This is a genomic window from Bradyrhizobium sp. AT1 (assembly GCF_001590795.1).
Classification (GTDB): Bacteria; Pseudomonadota; Alphaproteobacteria; order Rhizobiales; family Xanthobacteraceae; genus Bradyrhizobium.
This window is the reverse complement of sequence record NZ_JXDL01000001.1, coordinates 2,536,206-2,554,329: the sequence shown is the minus strand read 5'-3', so window position 1 is coordinate 2,554,329 and position 18,124 is coordinate 2,536,206. Positions and strand designations below refer to the sequence as shown.

At 65.2% G+C, this 18,124-nt stretch carries 18 protein-coding genes and 1 pseudogene; 13 read left to right on the top strand and 6 right to left on the bottom strand.

The window, feature by feature from the left end:
- Positions 1 to 73: 73 nt before the first annotated feature.
- From SE92_RS12230 to SE92_RS12190, 9 genes are all read left to right on the top strand, one after another.
- The gene (locus SE92_RS12230) at positions 74 to 1,042 is read left to right on the top strand and encodes a Bug family tripartite tricarboxylate transporter substrate binding protein (protein WP_063203484.1); all 969 of its coding nucleotides are present in this window, start codon (positions 74 to 76) and stop codon (positions 1,040 to 1,042) included.
- On the top strand, positions 1,039 to 1,524 hold the full coding sequence (locus tag SE92_RS12225) for a tripartite tricarboxylate transporter TctB family protein (RefSeq protein WP_063195927.1): 486 nt from the start codon (positions 1,039 to 1,041) through the stop codon (positions 1,522 to 1,524). The genes SE92_RS12230 and SE92_RS12225 overlap by 4 nt, the downstream gene beginning before the upstream one ends.
- Positions 1,524 to 3,023, top strand: coding sequence for a tripartite tricarboxylate transporter permease (locus SE92_RS12220; protein WP_063195926.1), 1,500 nt, complete (start codon positions 1,524 to 1,526; stop codon positions 3,021 to 3,023). Before SE92_RS12225 ends, SE92_RS12220 begins: the two co-directional genes overlap by 1 nt.
- A gap of 53 nt (positions 3,024 to 3,076) precedes the next feature.
- On the top strand, positions 3,077 to 3,862 hold the full coding sequence (locus SE92_RS12215; protein ID WP_063195925.1) for an NYN domain-containing protein: 786 nt from the start codon (positions 3,077 to 3,079) through the stop codon (positions 3,860 to 3,862).
- A 99-nt stretch (positions 3,863 to 3,961) separates the two neighbouring features.
- On the top strand, positions 3,962 to 5,764 hold the full coding sequence (locus tag SE92_RS12210; protein WP_063195924.1) for an adenine deaminase C-terminal domain-containing protein: 1,803 nt from the start codon (positions 3,962 to 3,964) through the stop codon (positions 5,762 to 5,764).
- A gap of 151 nt (positions 5,765 to 5,915) precedes the next feature.
- The gene (gene gcl, locus SE92_RS12205; protein ID WP_063195923.1) at positions 5,916 to 7,706 is read left to right on the top strand and encodes a glyoxylate carboligase; all 1,791 of its coding nucleotides are present in this window, start codon (positions 5,916 to 5,918) and stop codon (positions 7,704 to 7,706) included.
- A gap of 13 nt (positions 7,707 to 7,719) precedes the next feature.
- On the top strand, positions 7,720 to 8,505 hold the full coding sequence (gene hyi, locus SE92_RS12200; RefSeq protein WP_063195922.1) for a hydroxypyruvate isomerase: 786 nt from the start codon (positions 7,720 to 7,722) through the stop codon (positions 8,503 to 8,505).
- 238 nt (positions 8,506 to 8,743) lie between these two features.
- On the top strand, positions 8,744 to 9,631 hold the full coding sequence (locus SE92_RS12195) for a 2-hydroxy-3-oxopropionate reductase (protein WP_063195921.1): 888 nt from the start codon (positions 8,744 to 8,746) through the stop codon (positions 9,629 to 9,631).
- A gap of 113 nt (positions 9,632 to 9,744) precedes the next feature.
- Complete coding sequence (locus SE92_RS12190) at positions 9,745 to 10,128, top strand: DUF1236 domain-containing protein (RefSeq protein ID WP_063195920.1); 384 nt, start codon at positions 9,745 to 9,747, stop codon at positions 10,126 to 10,128.
- Between the two features lie 45 nt (positions 10,129 to 10,173).
- On the opposite strand, the gene SE92_RS12185 is transcribed toward SE92_RS12190, so the two are convergent.
- From SE92_RS12185 to SE92_RS12175, 3 genes are all read right to left on the bottom strand, one after another.
- Entirely contained in the window at positions 10,174 to 10,551 is a 378-nt protein-coding gene (locus tag SE92_RS12185) for a VanZ family protein (protein WP_063195919.1), read from the bottom strand.
- A gap of 77 nt (positions 10,552 to 10,628) precedes the next feature.
- Positions 10,629 to 11,237 (bottom strand): thiamine pyrophosphate-dependent enzyme, encoded by a 609-nt coding sequence (locus SE92_RS12180; RefSeq protein ID WP_157095362.1) that lies wholly within the window; start codon positions 11,235 to 11,237, stop codon positions 10,629 to 10,631.
- A 10-nt stretch (positions 11,238 to 11,247) separates the two neighbouring features.
- Entirely contained in the window at positions 11,248 to 11,811 is a 564-nt protein-coding gene (locus SE92_RS12175; protein WP_063195918.1) for a thiamine pyrophosphate-binding protein, read from the bottom strand.
- A 237-nt stretch (positions 11,812 to 12,048) separates the two neighbouring features.
- Between SE92_RS12175 and SE92_RS12170 the strand changes: the two genes are divergently transcribed.
- The 3 genes from SE92_RS12170 to SE92_RS36625 all read left to right on the top strand — a co-directional run bounded on the left by SE92_RS12170 (position 12,049) and on the right by SE92_RS36625 (position 13,996).
- Entirely contained in the window at positions 12,049 to 13,098 is a 1,050-nt protein-coding gene (locus SE92_RS12170) for a hydroxyacid dehydrogenase (RefSeq protein WP_063195917.1), read from the top strand.
- 116 nt (positions 13,099 to 13,214) lie between these two features.
- Positions 13,215 to 13,664: a flagellar basal body rod protein FlgC gene (locus SE92_RS12165; protein WP_063195916.1), complete on the top strand. Its 450-nt coding sequence runs from the start codon at positions 13,215 to 13,217 to the stop codon at positions 13,662 to 13,664.
- A gap of 119 nt (positions 13,665 to 13,783) precedes the next feature.
- A complete protein-coding gene (locus tag SE92_RS36625; protein WP_063195915.1) occupies positions 13,784 to 13,996 on the top strand; it encodes a hypothetical protein in 213 nt (70 codons plus the stop codon).
- A 3-nt stretch (positions 13,997 to 13,999) separates the two neighbouring features.
- Here SE92_RS36625 and SE92_RS12155 read toward each other — a convergent pair whose 3' ends face one another.
- The 3 genes from SE92_RS12155 to SE92_RS12145 all read right to left on the bottom strand — a co-directional run bounded on the left by SE92_RS12155 (position 14,000) and on the right by SE92_RS12145 (position 17,528).
- Positions 14,000 to 14,578, bottom strand: a complete 579-nt coding sequence (locus SE92_RS12155) for a GNAT family N-acetyltransferase (RefSeq protein WP_063203482.1) — start codon at positions 14,576 to 14,578, stop codon at positions 14,000 to 14,002.
- Positions 14,579 to 14,584: 6 nt separating this feature from the next.
- On the bottom strand, positions 14,585 to 16,942 hold the full coding sequence (locus SE92_RS12150; protein WP_063195914.1) for an Orn/Lys/Arg family decarboxylase: 2,358 nt from the start codon (positions 16,940 to 16,942) through the stop codon (positions 14,585 to 14,587).
- 106 nt (positions 16,943 to 17,048) lie between these two features.
- On the bottom strand, positions 17,049 to 17,528 hold the full coding sequence (locus tag SE92_RS12145) for an Lrp/AsnC family transcriptional regulator (RefSeq protein ID WP_063195913.1): 480 nt from the start codon (positions 17,526 to 17,528) through the stop codon (positions 17,049 to 17,051).
- Positions 17,529 to 17,670: 142 nt separating this feature from the next.
- On the opposite strand from SE92_RS12145, the pseudogene SE92_RS12140 reads away from it, so the two are divergent.
- A pseudogene (locus SE92_RS12140) lies at positions 17,671 to 18,124 on the top strand (hypothetical protein); the annotation flags it as partial.

Here is an 18,124-nt window from a genome sequence, read left to right as displayed (position 1 = left end):
CGGCCGTTTTGGTTGATATGCGACCAAACGACACAATGCGGCAAACGTCCGCATGAGCCTGGAGAGCGTCCTCATGTTCCAATTTTCCGCGCGCCTTGCCGGCGCAGCCGTCGCGCTGACCCTTGCGGCAGCTACCCCGGCTCCTGCCCAGCAGCTCGAGCTCAAGCTGATGGCGCCGGCGGCCCCCGGCGGCGGCTGGGACCAGACCGCGCGCTCGATGCAGCAGGCGCTGGTGGCTTCGGGCGTCGCGCGCAGCGTGCAGGTCACCAATGTTCCCGGTGCGGGCGGCAGCGTCGGCATCGCCCAGTTCGTCAATGGCGCCAAGGGCGACGGCAACCAGATGATGGTCAACGGCTTCGTCATGGTGGGCGCACTCGCCATGAACAAGTCGCCGGTGACGCTGGAACAGGTGACGCCGATCGCGCGGCTGACCGAGGAGATCCAGGTGATCGTGGTGCCCGCGAATTCGTCGATCAAGACCGCGCAGGATCTGGCCACAGCGGTCAAGGCCGATATCGCCAAGGTCACCTTCGCCGGCGGCTCGGCCGGCGGCGTCGATCATGTGATGGCCGCATTGTTCGCTGGCGCCGTCGGGGCCGACGCCAAAAAGATCAACTACATCCCGTTCTCCGGCGGCGGCGAGTCGCTCGCCGCGATCCTCGGCGGCAAGGTCACCGCGGGCATTTCGGGCCTCAGCGAATATGAAGGGCAGATCAAATCCGGCAAGCTGCGCGCGATCGGCGTGACCTCGGAGAAGCGCATCCCCGGCAGCGACATCCCGACCTTCAAGGAACAAGGAATCGACCTCGTGATCGCCAATTGGCGCTCGGTGGTCGCGCCTCCCGGCATCACGCCGGAGCAGAAGAAGACGCTGAGCGACGCAGTCGAGAAGATGGTGAAGTCGGACGCCTGGAAGGAGATCCTCAAGCAGAAGGGCTGGGAGGACGCCTATCTCGGCGGCGACGCCTTCGCCGACTTCCTGAAGAAGGAAACGGTGCGCGTCACCGACGTCCTGAAATCGGTCGGTCTCGTCAAGTCATGAGCTCAGGCGATCCCGCCCAGACGCCGCGGCGCGTCGATCGTGCCGGCCTCGTCATCGCGGCATTGCTCGCAGCTCTCGCCGCGGTGCTGGTCTTCGACGCGCGCGGCCTGCGATCGACCGCGATGTACGGCATGGGGCCGGAGGCGATGCCGGTCGTGGTCGCCTGCGGCCTTGCGTTGCTCGCGATCGGCAACTTCATCGACGCGCTGCGCGGCAATCTGCCGGCGCGCGAGAGCGCCGATCCCGTGCCCGTAGTTTTGATTCTGATCGGGCTCGCGCTGCTGATCGCCATCATCGGCTTCGGCGGCGGCTTCATCCTGGCGACGTCGGCGCTGTTCGTCACGACGTCGGCGGCGTTCGGGCGCCGCGCCATCCTCGTCGACAGCGTCATCGCGCTGGTGATGTCGATCCTGATCTACCTCGCGTTCGACCGGCTGTTGACGCTGAGCCTTCCGACCGGCCCGCTGGAGCGACTGCTGTGATGGACACTTTTGCGGCGCTGGCGCACGGCATGGCCGTCGCCATCCAGCCGATGAACCTGCTCTACGCGCTGATCGGCGTGTTCCTCGGCACGGCCGTCGGCGTGCTGCCCGGCATCGGCCCGGCGCTGACGGTCGCGCTGCTATTGCCCGTGACCTACAAGCTCGACCCCGGCGGCTCGCTGATCATGTTCGCCGGCATCTATTACGGCGGCATGTATGGCGGCTCGACCACGGCGATCCTGATCAACACGCCCGGCGAGAGCGCCTCGATGGCGACCGCGCTCGAAGGCAACAAGATGGCCAAGGCCGGCCGCGGCGGGCCGGCGCTCGCGACTTCGGCGATCGGATCGTTCGTCGCCGGCACCATCGCCACCATCGGTCTTGCCTTCCTCGCGCCATGGCTGGTCGATTTCGCGGTGCGCTTCGGCCCCGAGGATTATTTCGCGCTGATGTGCGTCGCCTTCGTCACGGTGTCGGCGACCTTCGGCGATTCCCCGATCCGCGGTCTCACCAGCCTGTTCATCGGCCTGACGCTGGGCCTCATCGGCATCGACAAGCTGACAGGGCAGGCGCGGCTTGCGTTCGGCGTGCCTGAATTGCTCGACGGCGTCGAGGTGACGACGCTGGCGGTCGGCCTGTTCGCGGTCGGCGAGGCGCTCTACGTCGCATCGCGCCGCCATCACAGCGAGGAAAAGCTCGAGCCGGTGCGGGGCTCGCTGTGGATGACGAAGGAAGACTGGAAGCGATCATGGAAGCCGTGGCTGCGCGGCACCCTGTTCGGCTTCCCGATCGGCGCGCTGCCGGCGGGCGGCGCGGAAATCCCGACCTTCCTGTCCTATTCGACCGAGAAGCGCCTCACCAAATATCCGGACGAGTTCGGCAAGGGCGCGATCGAAGGCGTCGCCGGACCGGAAGCTGCCAACAATGCGTCGGCCGCGGGCACGTTGGTGCCGCTCCTGACGCTGGGGCTGCCGACCTCGGCGACGGCCGCGATGATGCTGGCGGGTTTCCAGCAATACGGCCTCAACCCGGGGCCGCTGCTGTTCGCCGAGCGGCCGGATCTGGTCTGGGGCCTGATCGCCAGCCTGTTCATCGCCAATTGCATGCTGCTGGTGCTCAATTTGCCGCTGGTCGGGCTGTGGGTGCGCCTGCTCGCGATCCCGCAGCCCTGGCTCTATGCGGGCATCCTGGTGTTCGCGACCATGGGCACCATTGCGGCCAAGCCGTCGGTGGTGGAACTGTCGATGCTGGCGGGTTTCGGCGTGCTCGGCTTCCTGATGCGCCGGTTCGATTTTCCGATCGCGCCCGTCGTGGTCGGCCTGATCCTGGGTCCGATCGCCGAGAGCCAGTTGCGCCGCGCGCTCGCGATCAGCCTCGGTGATCCCATGACGCTGCTGCAGAGCCCGATCTCGGCGACGCTGCTTGGCGTCGCGCTGGTTGCGTTACTGGCCCCATTCGTGCTGAAGGGGCTGGGGCGGTTCAAGGCGAACGAGGACTGACCGTCCCGGGGGCACTTGTCGTCTCGTGTCGCGTCCATTCGTGGAGAACTGTCATGCCTTCCGAGCTCCGCTCGCCGCGTCTTGCGGTTCTGATCGACGCCGACAATGCCTCCGCGAAGATCGCGGATGGACTGTTCGAGGAGATTGCCAAGATCGGCGAGGCCAGCGTTCGCCGCATTTATGGCGACTTCTCCAACGCACGGTCCAGGGGCTGGGCCGACATCCTGTCGAAGCACGCCATCATCCCGCAGCAGCAGTTCGCCTATACGACGGGAAAGAACGCCTCCGACATCACGCTGGTCATCGACGCGATGGACCTGCTTCACAGCGGCCGGTTCGACGGTTTCTGCCTGGTATCGTCCGACAGCGACTTTACGCGCCTTGCCGCAAGGATCCGTGAGCAGGGCATCGACGTCTTTGGGTTCGGCGAGCAGAAGACGCCGGAAAGCTTCAGGCAGGCCTGCCGACGGTTCGTCTATACCGAGAACCTGCTTGCGGGCACCGCGACGACCCAGGACGCTTCCTCGAAGTCTGCGCCGCTTCAGCCGCTTGATGCCGCCACGCCGATCATCAAGAAGGTCATCACCCAGATGGAGAGCGAGGACGGCTGGGTCACGCTGGGTGAAGTCGGACGGCAGCTCGCCAATCTGGCGTCCGATTTCGATCCGAGGACCTACGGTTTCCGCAAGCTGAGCGATCTCGTGCGAAAGACGAATTCGTTCGAGATCGACGAGTCGAAGGGCCGGTCGATGCGGATTCGGGTCAAGGCCGCAGCGGCGCCTGCGCCGGCCGCACAGAAGTCGCGCAGACGTCCAAGGTCAAGGGCGGCGGGCGGCTAGGCGCCCAAGGCGTAAGCAGGGCGTGCCGCTATATTTGAGTTTGCCCGGTTTGGCGCAGAGCGTAACTATCGTTCGGCCGTAACGCCAAGCGAGGTTCCCATGACCAAGCTCACCCGTTTCTCCGTCGCGCCGCTGCACAGCATGACGCGGCGGCTCGCCGACGTCGCCTCGGCCCGGGTCGCGCCTGATCTCGTCATCACAGGTGCGCGGGTGCTCTCGACCTATTCGGAGCGTATCCATCCGGGGCGGGAGGTCTGGATAAGCGGCGGCCGCATCGCTGCCGTGAAGCTGGCCGGTGCGGCGAAAAAGGCCTGGAGCGATGTCGCGACTTACGATGCCGCCGGCGGCATCATCGCGCCCGGCCTCGTCGATCCGCACATCCACATCGAATCCTCGATGGTGACGGCCTGTGCCTACGCGGAAGCGGCGCTGCTGAACGGCACCACCACGATCTTCTGCGACAGCCACGAGATCGGCAACGTCATGGATGTCGCCGGCGTCGAGGCGATGCTGGAGGATGCGCGGCAGGCGCCGCTCTCGATTTTCCTGACGGTGCCGAGCACGGTGCCGGCGACCTCGGCGAAGCTGGAGACGGCCGGCGGCGATCTCACGCCGGACAAGATCGCAGGCCTGTTCGATCGCTGGCCCGAGGCGGTCGCGCTCGGCGAGAAGATGGACTTTGTCCCGGTCACGATGGGCGACGAGCGCAGCCATGCGATCCTCGCCGCCGCCTTGAAGCGCGGGCGCCCGGTGTCCGGACATGTCTACGGCCGCGAATTCGTCGCGGCCTATGCGGCGAGCGGCGTCACCGACACCCACGAGGCGATCGACCGCGACATCGCCGACGATCTGCTCGATGCCGGCGTCTGGGTGTTTTTGCGCGGCGGCCCGCCGACGACGCCCTGGCATTCGCTGCCGCAGGCGATCCGCACGGTCACCGAGCTCGGGGCCTCGCACAAGCGCACGGCCGTTTGCACCGACGACCGCGATGCCGACGATCTCCTGCTGTTCGGTCTCGACTGGGTGGTGCGCGAAGCCGTGAAGGCGGGGATGTCGCCGGAGCAGGCCTGGTCGATGGGCTCGCTGCATGGCGCGACGCGCTTCGCCATGGATGGCGACATCGGCGGGCTCGGTGGCGGGCGCCGCGCCGATCTCGTGCTGATGAGCGATCAGCTCAAGCCGCAATGCACCTGGTATGGCGGCGAGCTCGTGGTCGAGCATGGCAAGATCACGCCGCGCCTCGATCAGGCGCTGTCGCAGCGCTATCAATATCCGAAGGCGGCTTATGCGACCGTGAAGCTGCCGGAGAAGGTCAAGCTGACGCCGGAGCTTCCGGCGAAGGCCTGTACGGTCAACGCGATCAAGACCGCGCTGCCCGGCATCACGCTGATCCACGAGAAGGTCAAGATCGGGCCGGCCAAGGACTGGCCGGCGCTGTTTGAGCGCCATGGCCTCTGCTTCGTCGCGGTGGTCGAGCGCCACGGCAAGTCGGCCGGCAACGTCGCGCACGGCCTCTTGAAGGATTTTGGCCTGAAGCGCGGGGCGGTGGCCTCCAGCGTCGGCCACGACAGCCACAACATCATCGTCGCCGGCACCAACGAGCCGGATATGCAGGCGGCGATCGCCGCCATCAAGGCGCAGCAGGGCGGCGTCTGCGTCGTCGCCGACGGCGAGGTGAGGGCGCTGGTGCCGCTGCCGATCGCAGGACTTCTGTCCGACAAGCGCGTCACCGAGGTGGCCGAAGAGGTCAAGACCCTGAAGAAAGAATGGGCCGAGGCCGGCTGCACTATCCCCTACATGGGCTTCAATTTGATTCCGCTATCGGTCATTCCGGAAATTCGCATCACCGACAAGGGCCTCGTGCTGGTGCCGCAAATGGAGCTGGCGCCGCTGTTCGAGTGATGGCTTTCACGCGTGCCTCAGCCTAACTGACTGAAGCTGCCGCGATTTTTCCACGGCTGCCGCATCGTGGAAAATAAAATCGATCTCGTTGAGATCGTATCCTGCTCGCCCGATGATCTCGCTCGCTGACGCAACTCGAGCGAGGTCCGATATGGCGAAGATGCGAGCTATCGATGCTGCCGTGCGAATTCTGGAGAAGGAAGGCATCTCGACCGCCTTCGGGGTTCCCGGCGCCGCGATCAATCCGCTTTACTCGGCGCTGAAGAAGCGCGGCTCGATCCGCCACATCCTGGCGCGGCATGTCGAGGGTGCCTCGCACATGGCTGAGGGCTACACGCGCGCCAAGGCCGGCAACATCGGCGTCTGCATCGGAACCTCGGGGCCCGCCGGCACCGACATGATCACCGGGCTCTATTCTGCGATCGCCGATTCCATTCCGATCCTCTGCATCACCGGGCAGGCGCCGCGCGCGCGGCTCTACAAGGAGGATTTCCAGGCGGTCGACATCGAGTCGATCGCAAAGCCCGTGACCAAATGGGCGGTGACGGTGCGCGAGCCGGCGCTGGTGCCGCGCGTGTTCAGCCAGGCGTTTCATGTGATGCGCTCGGGGAGGCCCGGGCCGGTGCTGATCGACATGCCGCTCGACGTGCAGCTCGCCGAGATCGAGTTCGACGACGAGACCTATGAGCCGCTGCCGGTCTACAAGCCGACCGCGACCCGCAAGCAGGTCGAGAAGGCGCTGGAGATGCTCAACGCCGCCGAGCGGCCGCTGATCGTCGCGGGCGGCGGCATCATCAACGCCGATGCTTCGGACCTGCTGGTCGAGTTCGCCGAGATCGCCAACGTGCCTGTCGTGCCGACGCTAATGGGATGGGGCGCGATTCCCGACGATCACGTGCTGATGGCCGGCATGGTCGGCCTCCAGACCAGCCATCGCTACGGCAACGCCACGCTGTTGGAATCCGACTTCGTGCTCGGTATCGGCAATCGCTGGGCCAACCGCCACACCGGCTCGGTCGAGACCTACACCAAGGGCCGCACTTTCGTGCATGTCGACATCGAGCCGACGCAGATCGGGCGCGTGTTCAATCCCGATCTCGGCATCGTCTCGGACGCGAAGGCCGCGCTCGAGCTGTTCGTCACCGTCGCCAGAGAGTGGCGGCGGTCAGGCAGGCTTCGCGAGCGCCAGGCGTGGCCCGCGTCCTGCCGCGATCGCAAGAAGACGATGCTGCGCAAGAGTCATTTCGACAACGTGCCGATCAAGCCGCAGCGCGTCTACGAGGAGATGAACAAGGCCTTCGGTCGCGATACCACCTATGTCACCGTGATCGGCCTGTCGCAGATCGCGGGCGCGCAGTTCCTGGGCGTGTACAAGCCGCGCAACTGGATCAACGCGGGGCAGGCAGGACCGCTCGGCTGGACGCTGCCGGCAGCGCTCGGCGTGCGTGCCGCGTGCCCGGATCGCGAGATCGTCGCGCTCTCCGGCGACTACGACTTCCAGTTCCTGATCGAGGAGCTCGCGGTCGGCGCGCAGTTCAATCTGCCCTACATCCACGTCGTCGTGAACAATTCCTATCTCGGCCTGATCCGCCAGGCCCAGCGCGGCTTCGACATGGACTATCACGTCCAGCTCTCGTTCGAGAACGTCAATGCGTCGGAGCTCAATGGATACGGTGTCGACCACGTCGCGGTCGCCGAAGGCCTCGGCTGCAAGGCGATCCGCGTCACCGACCCGAAGGACACGCAGGCGGCGTTCGCCACCGCGCGCGAATTGATGACCAAGCACCGCGTGCCTGTCGTCGTCGAGTTCATCCTCGAACGCGTCACCAACATCGCGATGGGCACCGAGATCGACAACATCGTCGAGTTCGAGGAGGTGCTGGATCTGCCGCTCGACGAGGTCGGGACCGTCAGGCCCGGCGTGTTGCAGCCGGCTGAATAAGGGAAGAAGCGCCATGCCGAAGTTTGCCGCCAACCTCACCATGCTCTTCAACGAGATGCCGTTCCTCGACCGCTTCGCTGCGGCGAAGGCGGCGGGCTTTGCCGGGGTCGAGTATCTCTTCCCCTATGATTTCGACAAGGCGCAACTGCGCGAGCAGCTCGAGGCCCACGGCCTGACGCAGGTGTTGCACAATCTGCCGGCCGGAAACTGGGCTGGCGGCGAGCGCGGCATCGCGATCCTGCCGGACCGCGTCAGCGAATTCCGCGATGGCGTGTTCCGCGCCATCGACTATGCCAAGGCGCTGGATTGCGAGCAGCTCAACTGCCTCGTCGGCATCGCGCCGGCCGACGCCGATCCACGCGAGCTGAACGAGACACTGGTGGGAAATCTGCGCTTCGCGGCCTCGACGCTGGCGCGGGAGAACATCAAGCTGCTGGTCGAGCCGATCAACACGCTCGACATTCCCGGCTTCTTCCTCAACGGCACCGAGCAGGCGATCCAGCTGATCTCCGAGGTGCGGTCGAACAATCTGTTCGTCCAGTACGACATCTACCACATGCAGATCATGGAGGGCGATCTCGCCCGCACCATGCAGGAATATCTGCCTGAGATCGCCCACATCCAGCTCGCCGACAATCCCGGCCGCCACGAGCCGGGCACCGGCGAGATCAATTATCCCTTCCTGTTCCGCCACCTCGACGCGATCGGTTATCGCGGTTGGATCGGCTGCGAATACAAGCCGCGCACCACGACGCTGGAAGGGCTTTCGTGGCACGCCGCGCAGACGTTCGAGACGTAGAGAATATCGAGGCCGCGGTGACGGTGCGCTCCCTCTCCCGCTTGCGGGAGAGGGCTGGGGAGAGGGTATCTCCGCGATGGGGTTCGCGCGATGCGGTGAAAATCCCCAAGCGGAGAAAGCCCTCATCCGGCGCTCGGGACGATGCTTTGCATCGCCCGCAGCGCCGACCTCTCCCGCAAGCGGGAGAGGTGCACCGAGCTCGTGGACGGGATTCTAATCCAACTTGGAGATACCAGACATGACCAACATCGGCTTCATCGGACTTGGCACCATGGGACGGCCGATGGCCGGACATCTACTGGCCGCGGGCCATCGCGTCTTCTTGCATGACGTCGCCCCGGTCGCGCCCGAGCTGATTGCCGCGGGCGGTGTTGCCTGCAAGTCGGCCAAGGAGGTCGCAGAGCAGGCGGATGCCGTCATCATCATGGTGCCTGATACGCCGCATGTAGAGGCCGTGCTTTTCGGCAAGGACGGGGTTGCGAGCGGCATCTCCAAGGGCAAGATCGTCGTCGACATGAGCTCGATCTCGCCGTTGGCGACGAAAGAGTTCGCGAAGAGGATCGAGGCGCTGGGGGCTGACTATCTCGACGCGCCGGTGTCGGGCGGAGAGGTCGGCGCCAAGGCGGCGAGCCTCACCATCATGGTCGGCGGCCCGGAGCGGGCCTTCAACACCATGAAGCCGGCCTTCGACAAGATGGGCAAGAACGTCACCCGCGTCGGCGCCAATGGCGACGGGCAGACCACGAAGGTCGCCAACCAGATCATCGTCGCCTTGACGATCGAGGCGGTGAGCGAGGCGCTGTTGTTCGCATCGAAGGCCGGAGCCGATCCGGCGCTGGTGCGGCAGGCGTTGATGGGCGGATTCGCCTCCTCACGAATCCTCGAGGTCCATGGCGAGCGCATGGTGAAGCGCAATTTCGATCCGGGCTTCCGCATCGAACTGCACCAGAAGGATCTCAACCTCGCGCTCGAAGGTGCGCGCGCGCTCGGCCTCTCGCTGCCGAGCACGGCGGTGGCGCAGCAATTGTTCTCGTCCTGCGCCGCCCATGGCGGCAAGGGCTGGGATCATTCGGCGATGGTGCGGGCGCTGGAACTGATGGCAGGGCACGAGATCGCCGGGAGCTAAACTGTTACGCCGTAACAGTCTCCAGATCTGGCGTGTTTTTCGCCGCGGGGGAACCGGAACAACGGCGCCGCCCCGCGGTTGAAGGCGCATATCAATCACTGGAGGCTTTAGACATGAAAACCCGTCTTGCGATTTCGTTGGTTGCCGCCTCGCTGCTGGCATCTGGCGCAGCCTTTGCCCAGTCGACGACCGAACAGGGCGCCAGGGACGGCGCGCGTGCGGGCGGCGATATCGGCGGCCCGGTCGGCGCGATGGTCGGCGGCACTGTGGGTGCGGCCGTCGGCGCCGGTCTCGAAATTCCGAACGCGATTCTCGGCGGAATTCCGCGAAGTGACTCCGTTGTCGTGGAGGAGCGCGTCGTCGTCGGCGAGCCACTGCCTCCGACCGTGGTGCTCCGCCCCGTGCCGAACTACACCGAGTATCGCTATGCTGTGGTGAACGATCGCCGCGTGATCGTGGAGCCGCGGACCCGCCGCGTCGTCAAGATCATCGACTGATCGGCGGCCAGCCTTAGGCGTTGAGAATGTGGGCCCTGCGGAGTGTCACTCCGCGGGGCCTTCGCTTGTCACGGCGGGCCCAGCGCGAAAGCGCGCGAACAGCCAATCGGCGATAGCCGCCAGCGCAAAGCCGATGCAGGCGGTGAGTGCGTCGACCAGAAAATCCTCCAACCGGGCGTGGCGGCCGGGTGCCCAAAATTGCATCAGCTCGAGCACGCCGATTAGAGCCACCGCTGCCGCTGCGATCAGCAGGCGCCGGCGCCGGTAAGCGAGGCCGAAGGCCAGTCCCACCAGGATGAACGCGAGTGCATGCTCGCCGTCCTGGCCGAGGTCGGAATGGGGCCGCAGACCGGGGGGCCCGAGGGTGGCGAAAGTCACGGCGACCGCGAGCAGCCAGGCAATGGATCGAACTAAAATGGACATCCGTTGCGGTTAGCACAGATCGGCCGCGGACCGGTACCGTCCTTCCATCAGATCGGCGTGTAGTTAATGAAGAAACGTTAAAGCGGCTCGCGCACGCCGAGGCCGTGCATGAAGCGTTCCCGGATCTGTACGGGATCGCGCCTTGTGGTGCCGACGCCGGGCTTGTCGTCGATGCGGACGGCAATCAGGTGCGGCTCGGTGGCGGACATCGCCGTTTCGACCAGGCGTTCGAAATCCTCCTCGTCCGCGGCCCAGGCGCTGTTGGAAAGGCCGGAGCCGACGGCGATGGCAACGATGTCGGCGACACCAGCTGCCGGTGTCGGCTGCGCGCCGGTAATCTGGTAGATGCCATTGTCCATCACGATCATGATGAGATTCTTCGGCTTCAGGCTCGCAATCGTCGAGAGCGCGCCAAGCTGCATCAACAACGAGCCATCGCCTTCGAGTGCGAAGACCCGGCGGTCGGGCTGCGCCAGCGCGACGCCGAGCGCGATCGGGAAGGCGAGCCCCATGCTACCCAGCATGTAGAAATTCTGCGGGCGGTGGCCGGCGGCCCAGAGGTCGAAATTGGTGTTGCCGATGCCGCCGATCACGGCTTCCTCGTGCTTGAGCTTTGCGATCAGGCGGGAGGTGACATCGAAGCGGTTCATCACCTTGGTATTGCCGGTGTTCATCTTCGCGCTCATTCGGCTGGCCTCACTTGTCGAAGGTCTTGCCGCCGGTGAGCAGCGGGTTGAGGATCAGCGCCACGGGCGCCTGCGTGGTGACGGCCTGCTTGATCGAGCGGTCGGCGATGAATTCGAGCTCGTCGAACCGGGTGATGGTGTGGTGCTCGAGCGCCAGCGAGTCCAACACCGGGCGCATGGTGCGACAGACCAGCGACTGGCCATAGTTGAACTCGCCGAGCGTGCCGCGCTCGGAGACGAACATGATCAGGGGGATCTGGTAGGGCACCGCCAGCGAGGCCAGCACGTTGGCGAGCGTCGCAAAGCCCGAGGTCTGCATCAGCACCGCGCCGCGCCGTCCGCCCATCCAGGCGCCGGAGACGATGCCGACCGCCTCCTCCTCCCGGGCGGTGGCGAAAGTGGTGAAGAAAGGATCGGCGTGCAGGCTTGTGATCAGCGGGGTCAGCACGCGATCGGGCACATAGGGGACGAGGCTGATCTCGTTCCGTTTCAGGGTTTGCAGGACGATGCCGTGCCAGCTTCGTTCGCCGGTCCCCTGCGTCGCCTGGGGCGAGGTCCCTTCCGCAATCACCATTGCGTTCTCCCTTGGGCCGCGCATGCTTCTTGATCTGACCGTCGCGGCAATCGGCCGAACTTGACGGAGCGGGCGGGATTGTCAACATGTCGCGGCCGGCACCGTGATCTGCGCCAGAAGACCTGCCGTGGCCGGCGCCGCCATGTCATATCTGTGCGACGAAAAAATGGGAGGAAGCACGGGAGGCGCGCGCGCCGCGCTGGCCTTGCTGTTTCCTGGAGAGCCGGAAGGGTCCTGATGTCGGTCAACAGCAAGCGTGTCGTCTACTCCAATTATTTGGCCAATCCGATCTATATCGACATCCTCAAGGCGCGGCCCGACGTCCGGCTCGATCGCATCGAGAACGCGAGCCCCGAAGATGTCTATGCCCCGCTCCTTGGCGCGGCCCATGTCTATCAGGTCGGCGCCGCCCGCGACGAGCTCGCCCCGCATTTCCATGTCGATGCCGCCTTCCTGAAGCGCGCGCCGAACCTGCTGCTCGTCTCCAGCAACGGCGCCGGCTTCGATCCGGTCGATGTCGAGGCCTGCACGGCGGCCGGCGTCGTGGTCGTCAACCAGTCCGGTGGTAATGCCCATTCGGTTGCCGAGCACGCGCTGGCGATGATGCTGACGCTGTCCAAGCGCATCATCCAGTCGGATCGCCGCCTGCGCCGCGAGCGCGACGTCAACCGCAACGATCTCGTCGGCAACGAGGTCGAGCACAAGACCGTCGGCATTATCGGCCTCGGCAATGTCGGCCGGCGCATCGCCGCGCTGTGCAAAGGCCTGCTGGGCATGAAGGTGCTGGCTTATGATCCCTATCTCACCGCCGAGGTGATGGCCGAGCGGGGCGGGGAGAAGGTGGAGCTGGACGAGCTGTTGCGCCGCGCCGATTTCGTCTCGATCTCCTGCCCGCTGAACAAGGGCAGCCGCAACATGATCAGCGTGCGCGAATTCGCGCTGATGCAGCCGCATGCGTATTTCGTCACCACGGCGCGCGGCTTCATCCACGACGAGGACGCGCTGCTCCAGGCCCTGCGCGACAAGCGCATCGCGGGAGCCGGCCTCGACGTCTGGTCCAAGGAGCCCCCTCCGCCGGAGCATCCGCTGCTCCAGTTCGACAACGTGCTGGCGAGCCCGCACACCGCCGGCGTCACGATCGAAGCGCGCCAGAACATGGGCCGGATCGCGGCCGAGCAGGTGCTGGACACGCTCGACGGCAAGCGCCCGCCGCGCATCATCAACCCCGAGGTCTGGCCGGTTTATGCGGAGCGCTTCAAGCAGGCGTTCGGGGTGATGCCGGGGTAGTGGCGCGAAGGGTCAGCGCGTCCCTGGGCATTGGTTACCACGACGGAAAGGCAAGGCTGCGTATCTTACCGATCGGGTAAGTGAACGCGTATCACTTGTCCTGTAGTTGAAAGTCCATGAGCATATTCTCGATTGCGACGTCAGGGCTTTCCGCGGCGAGCTTGCGCGTAAACGTGGCCGCGAGCAACGTCGCCAATGTTCGCACCACCGGCCCGCTGCCGGCCTCGGACGGCTCGAGCGCATCGACCGTGTCGGGTACCTCGGGCATCGCTCCGACCTTTCCCGCGGCCTATGTGCCATTGCGCGTCGACCAGGTCTCCCAATCGAGCGACTCGACGCCGGGCGGTACGATCGCGACGGTGTCGACGGTCTCGCCAAGCTATTTCGCACAATCCGACCCAGGCGCGGCCGTCGCCAACCAGGATGGCCTGGTCGCAGCACCGAATGTCGATATCGCCAACGAATTCGTGCAACTGGCGGCCGCAAAGTACAGCTTCATTGCCAACGCGAAGGTCCTTCAGGCCTACGCGGAGACGGAAAAGTCGCTGCTCGACGTTACCGCATGAGGGCGTACTGCCGCCTGAAGGGGGCGGCGGGAACCTTGCCGGGTTTGATCCGCGTCAAAATCTCCTTTCCCCGACCAGCCTAAATGGGATTACAGTGCTGCGGGGCAGCAGGAGGTGCCATGGCTACTTATGTCGTCAGGTTCATGAAGAACGTGCTCGGCGAGTACGGCCGGCAGTGCGAGGTCTGTCAGGGCACGCTTGAGGTCGACGCCGCGGACGAGAACGAGGCCACGGAGCGGGCGAAGGCAAAGTTCTGCGAGGACCAGGCGTTGCATCACTGGTCGCTGCATGCCGATCGCATCCATGTGAAACCGGCCGACTTTCCATCGTGAGGCCTATCGGCCGGGCGCGGTGACCGGCGGGGGCGACGTCGTTCCGGCACCGAGCGAGCGCTGCACCATGACGGTATCGGACCAGCGGCCGTGGCGATAGGCGACGCCGCAGAGCAGGCCGGCGCGTGCGAAGCCGAATTTCTCGTGCAGCGCCAGCGAGGGCGCGTTGTCGGCGTCGATATAGCCGATCATCTGGCGGAATCCGGCCGCCGCACACGCATCGATCAAGTCCCGCAGCAGCAGCCGTCCGACCCCGCGGCCAAGATGCTCGTGGTGAACGTAGATCGAATGCTTGGCGGTGTAGCGATAGGCCGGTCGCTTGCGGAACTGCACCGCATAGGCATAGCCGACCACCTCGCCGCGGAAGGTTGCGACCAGGTGCGGTAGGCGGGTCTGCTTCAGGTTCTTGCGCCGGTCGCGCAGATCGTCCGGCTCGGGCGCGCCGGTTCCCTCGACGTCGCGTGGCACGCCGTTGCGGACGTGATGGCGGTAGATCGCCAGCATCGCATCGACGTCGCTCTCGCGTGAGGTGCGGACCAAAACTTGTTCGTCGTCCGCACGCGCAATCGCTGTTTCGTTCATGCGCACCTACTCGGCAACGACGTAAGTGTAGAGCCCGATCCTCCCCTGCGCGTCGACCTCCTTGTAGACGCCCTGGATCTCGACGTCGAAGCCCGGAAAGGTGTTGAAGCAGGTCTCGAACATCTTGAGGTAATCCACCATGGGCTTGGCCCGTTCACTCAGCCGCTCGCCTGGAACGATGGTGGCGATGCCGGGCGGATAGACCACGAAGGGCGTGGTAGCGATGCGGCCCGAAATCGCTTCGATCGGCAGATAGTCGACGTCGTTCTTGAACAGGTAACGCGCGGCATCGCGCGGCGACATCGCGATCTCAGGCATGTGTTCGGGCATGAACTGCCGCGCCTGGAGCGCGCTGACGTCGGTGGCGCGGAAGAAACGGTGCATCTCGCCGCAGAGGTCGCGCAGGCGCACGCCGGCATAGCGTGCCTGACGCCGCTGGTAGAACTCAGGAATGACATCCTCCAGCAGCGCATTGTCGTCGTGCAGTCGCTTGAAGGCGACGAGGCCGGAGATCAGCGTGCCGGCCTTGCTCGCCTCGACGCCGGGGGTGAGCAGGAAGAGCAGGGAGTTGAGGTCGTTTTTTTCCGGAACGATGCGGTTCTCGCGCAGATATTGCGCGACGACTGGCGCCGGAATGCCGTGCTCGGCATAGGCGCCGGTGGTCCGATCGAAGCCCGGCGTCAGCAGCGTCAGCTTGTTCGGGTCGGTCATGGCAAAGCCCTCGGTGAGGCCGGGGAAGCCATGCCAATTGCTGTCCGGCGAGAGCTGCCACAGCGCGGGATTGGTCGCGAGCTCGTCGGTGGAGAGCGTTTCCCAGGCGACGTTGTGCGCGGCGCCGGGGCGGCTGACATCGGGAATGGCGACACGGTCGGGAACGAAGGATTCGAAGAACCAGCGCCGATCGGGGTTCTGCTCCTTCTCCTCAAACTCCCGGCGCATCGCGCGGATCTTCTTGCGCAGCTCGATGCCGAGTCGAATCGTGTCGTCCCACAGCACTTCGCCGGAGCGGCCCTTCATCATCTGCGCGCCGACGTCGAGGGAGGCGAAAAGCGGATAGAACGGCGAGGTGGACGCGTGCTGCATGAAACTTTCGTTGAAGCGGCGGTGCTCGACGCGCCGTTTCTGGCCGCGGATGTGGCGGTCCTTGATGTGAATCTGCGAGGCCTGCGAGAAGCTGGCAAGCTGCTTGTGGGTTGATTGCGTCGCGATGATGCCCGGCGCTTCCGGGGGAAGGTTCGAAAGGCCCATGGCGAAGCGGCCGGCATAGAGCGGGTGGAACTTCATGAAGCCGGCCCAGGCCTCGTCGAACAGGATGTATTCGCAGAGATGGCCGACACGCTTCAAGATCATCTCGGCGCTGTGGATCGTGCCGTCATAGGTGCATTGCTCGACGACGGCGACGCGGAACGGGCGCTCCTTGCGCCAGGCCTCCTTGTCCGTGACGAGCGGATGGTTGCGGATCGCCTCGCGCAGTGCCCTCTCGTCGAGCACGTCCCAGCGCATCGGGCCGATCAGGCCCCAGGCGTTGCGGATGGTCGGGACGTAGACGGGAATGCCGCCGTTGATCATCAATGCGCCGTGGTGGGCCGCCTTGTGGTTGTTGCGGTCGAACAGCACGAGATCGCCGTCGGTGACGAGCGCGCCGAGCGCGACCTTGTTGGAGGTCGAGGTGCCGTTGAGCACGAAATAGGTCTTTTCCGCGCCGAAGATCTGCGCGGCTTCCTTTTGGGCCTTCAGCGCCGGCCCCTCATGGGTCAGGAGGTCGCCGAGGTCGAGCACGGAATTGTCGAGGTCGTCGCGGAACACGGATTCGCCGAGATGTTCGACGAACACGCGTCCGATCGGGCTGCGGTTGTAGAACACGCCGCCATTGTGACCGGGGCAGGTCCAGAGCTGGTTGCCTTCCTCGGCATAGTCGACCAGCGCGCCGAAGAACGGCGTCTTCAGCGTCTCGGCATATTGCTTAAGCCGGCTGATCAAATTCTTGGCGATGAAGGTCGGGGTCTCCTCGGACAGGAAGACGTAGCCGTCGATGAAATCCAGCACCTCGACCGGCAAATCCTCGAACCGCTTGCGCCGGATCAGGAGGATGATCGGAAAGTCGAGACCGCGGCGCCGCATCAAATTGATCAGCGCCGAGGTCTTGCCCTCCAGGCCCTTCTTGCCCCAGTCCACCACCATGCAGCCGATCGCGGCATCGGTCTGCACCGCCATCTCGGCATCTTCGAGCTTGCGGGCCCGGACCACCTCGAAGCCGGAGCGCTGGATCTCCTCGATGATCTGGTTGAAGCGGACGCCTTCGAGGTCGTCGGCGTCGAACACTGGTGCGGCGAACAGGAAGTTGAAGCGCTTGAAATAATCCATGATCTGTCCCGAATGTGCAGGAAATACAGCTCTCGGCACATTCGATGACAATTCGATGACGGCGGCGCGGAATGGGCTCGGTCGCGTTTTGCAGAGCGGAGAGCCGCTACCGCTTCGCCTCGCCGAACACCACGGTCGGCACCGCACGGTTGACGATTTCGCGCAAGGCAAAGCTCGATTGCACGCGCGCGACGCGGGGCAGTCGGGACAGCTCGGTGCGGTGGATGCGCTCGAAATCCTGGATGTCGCGGGCGAGCACGATCAGGATGTAGTCGTCGGTGCCCGACATCAGGAAGCAGCGTACGACGGAGGGGCATTTCACCACCTCCGCCTCGAACGCCTTCAGGGCCTCGTCGCTCTGGCTCTCCAGCGCGATGCGCACCAGGACGGTGGTGGTGAGGCCGAATTGCGTCAGGTCGAGCGCGGCCTGATAGGCCTGGATGTAGCCGTCGTCCTCGAGTGCCTTCTGCCGCCGTGCCAGTGCCGTGCTCGACAGGCCGATCTTGCTGGCAAGCTCGGTGTGACTGGCGCGCGCATTGGTCGTGAGTTCCGCGAGGATCGCGAGGTCTTTCCGGTCGAGGGACAAGGTTTCGTTTCCAGCGTGAATGGGCACTGCAGCGCCGGAAACCGGCGCGGGCCGGCCGAAACTAGCGGATATTTGCATGAAACCAAACCGGCCCCGTCGCTACGATGAAGCCGGAATCAATGCGTCGGCCAGGGAGATCAAGATGCGCGTCGGTGTTCCCAAGGAGATCAAGGTGCAGGAATATCGCGTCGGGCTCACTCCGGGCGCCGTCCGCGAGTATGTTGCGGCTGGGCACGAGGTCACGGTCGAGACCGGCGCCGGCGCCGGCATCGGCGCGTCCGACGAGGCGTATCGGCGGGCAGGGGCCTCCATTGCCGACAGCGTCCGCGATATCTTTGCCAAGTCAGACATGATCGTGAAGGTGAAGGAGCCGCAGAAGAGCGAATGGGCCCAGCTCCGCGAAGGCCAGATCCTGTTCACCTATCTTCATCTTGCGCCCGATCCGGAGCAGGCCAAGGGCCTGCTTGCCTCCGGCTGCACCGCGATTGCCTATGAGACCGTCACGGACGCGAGCGGTCACCTCCCGCTGCCTGGTCGTCAGCCTGCATGCGACGCCGGAACGCCTGATCCAGATCCGTCAGAATCGCCTGCTCTCC

Bases quoted from the DNA above. Each gene is read 5' to 3' on its own strand.
- SE92_RS12230 (WP_063203484.1), top strand. From the start codon at position 74: ATGTTCCAATTTTCCGCGCGCCTTGCCGGCGCAGCCGTCGCGCTGACC.
- SE92_RS12225 (WP_063195927.1), top strand. From the start codon at position 1,039: ATGAGCTCAGGCGATCCCGCCCAGACGCCGCGGCGCGTCGATCGTGCC.
- SE92_RS12220 (WP_063195926.1), top strand. From the start codon at position 1,524: ATGGACACTTTTGCGGCGCTGGCGCACGGCATGGCCGTCGCCATCCAG.
- SE92_RS12215 (WP_063195925.1), top strand. From the start codon at position 3,077: ATGCCTTCCGAGCTCCGCTCGCCGCGTCTTGCGGTTCTGATCGACGCC.
- SE92_RS12210 (WP_063195924.1), top strand. From the start codon at position 3,962: ATGACCAAGCTCACCCGTTTCTCCGTCGCGCCGCTGCACAGCATGACG.
- gcl (WP_063195923.1), top strand. From the start codon at position 5,916: ATGGCGAAGATGCGAGCTATCGATGCTGCCGTGCGAATTCTGGAGAAG.
- hyi (WP_063195922.1), top strand. From the start codon at position 7,720: ATGCCGAAGTTTGCCGCCAACCTCACCATGCTCTTCAACGAGATGCCG.
- SE92_RS12195 (WP_063195921.1), top strand. From the start codon at position 8,744: ATGACCAACATCGGCTTCATCGGACTTGGCACCATGGGACGGCCGATG.
- SE92_RS12190 (WP_063195920.1), top strand. From the start codon at position 9,745: ATGAAAACCCGTCTTGCGATTTCGTTGGTTGCCGCCTCGCTGCTGGCA.
- SE92_RS12185 (WP_063195919.1), bottom strand. From the start codon at position 10,551: ATGTCCATTTTAGTTCGATCCATTGCCTGGCTGCTCGCGGTCGCCGTG.
- SE92_RS12180 (WP_157095362.1), bottom strand. From the start codon at position 11,237: ATGAGCGCGAAGATGAACACCGGCAATACCAAGGTGATGAACCGCTTC.
- SE92_RS12175 (WP_063195918.1), bottom strand. From the start codon at position 11,811: ATGGTGATTGCGGAAGGGACCTCGCCCCAGGCGACGCAGGGGACCGGC.
- SE92_RS12170 (WP_063195917.1), top strand. From the start codon at position 12,049: ATGTCGGTCAACAGCAAGCGTGTCGTCTACTCCAATTATTTGGCCAAT.
- SE92_RS12165 (WP_063195916.1), top strand. From the start codon at position 13,215: ATGAGCATATTCTCGATTGCGACGTCAGGGCTTTCCGCGGCGAGCTTG.
- SE92_RS36625 (WP_063195915.1), top strand. From the start codon at position 13,784: ATGGCTACTTATGTCGTCAGGTTCATGAAGAACGTGCTCGGCGAGTAC.
- SE92_RS12155 (WP_063203482.1), bottom strand. From the start codon at position 14,578: ATGAACGAAACAGCGATTGCGCGTGCGGACGACGAACAAGTTTTGGTC.
- SE92_RS12150 (WP_063195914.1), bottom strand. From the start codon at position 16,942: ATGGATTATTTCAAGCGCTTCAACTTCCTGTTCGCCGCACCAGTGTTC.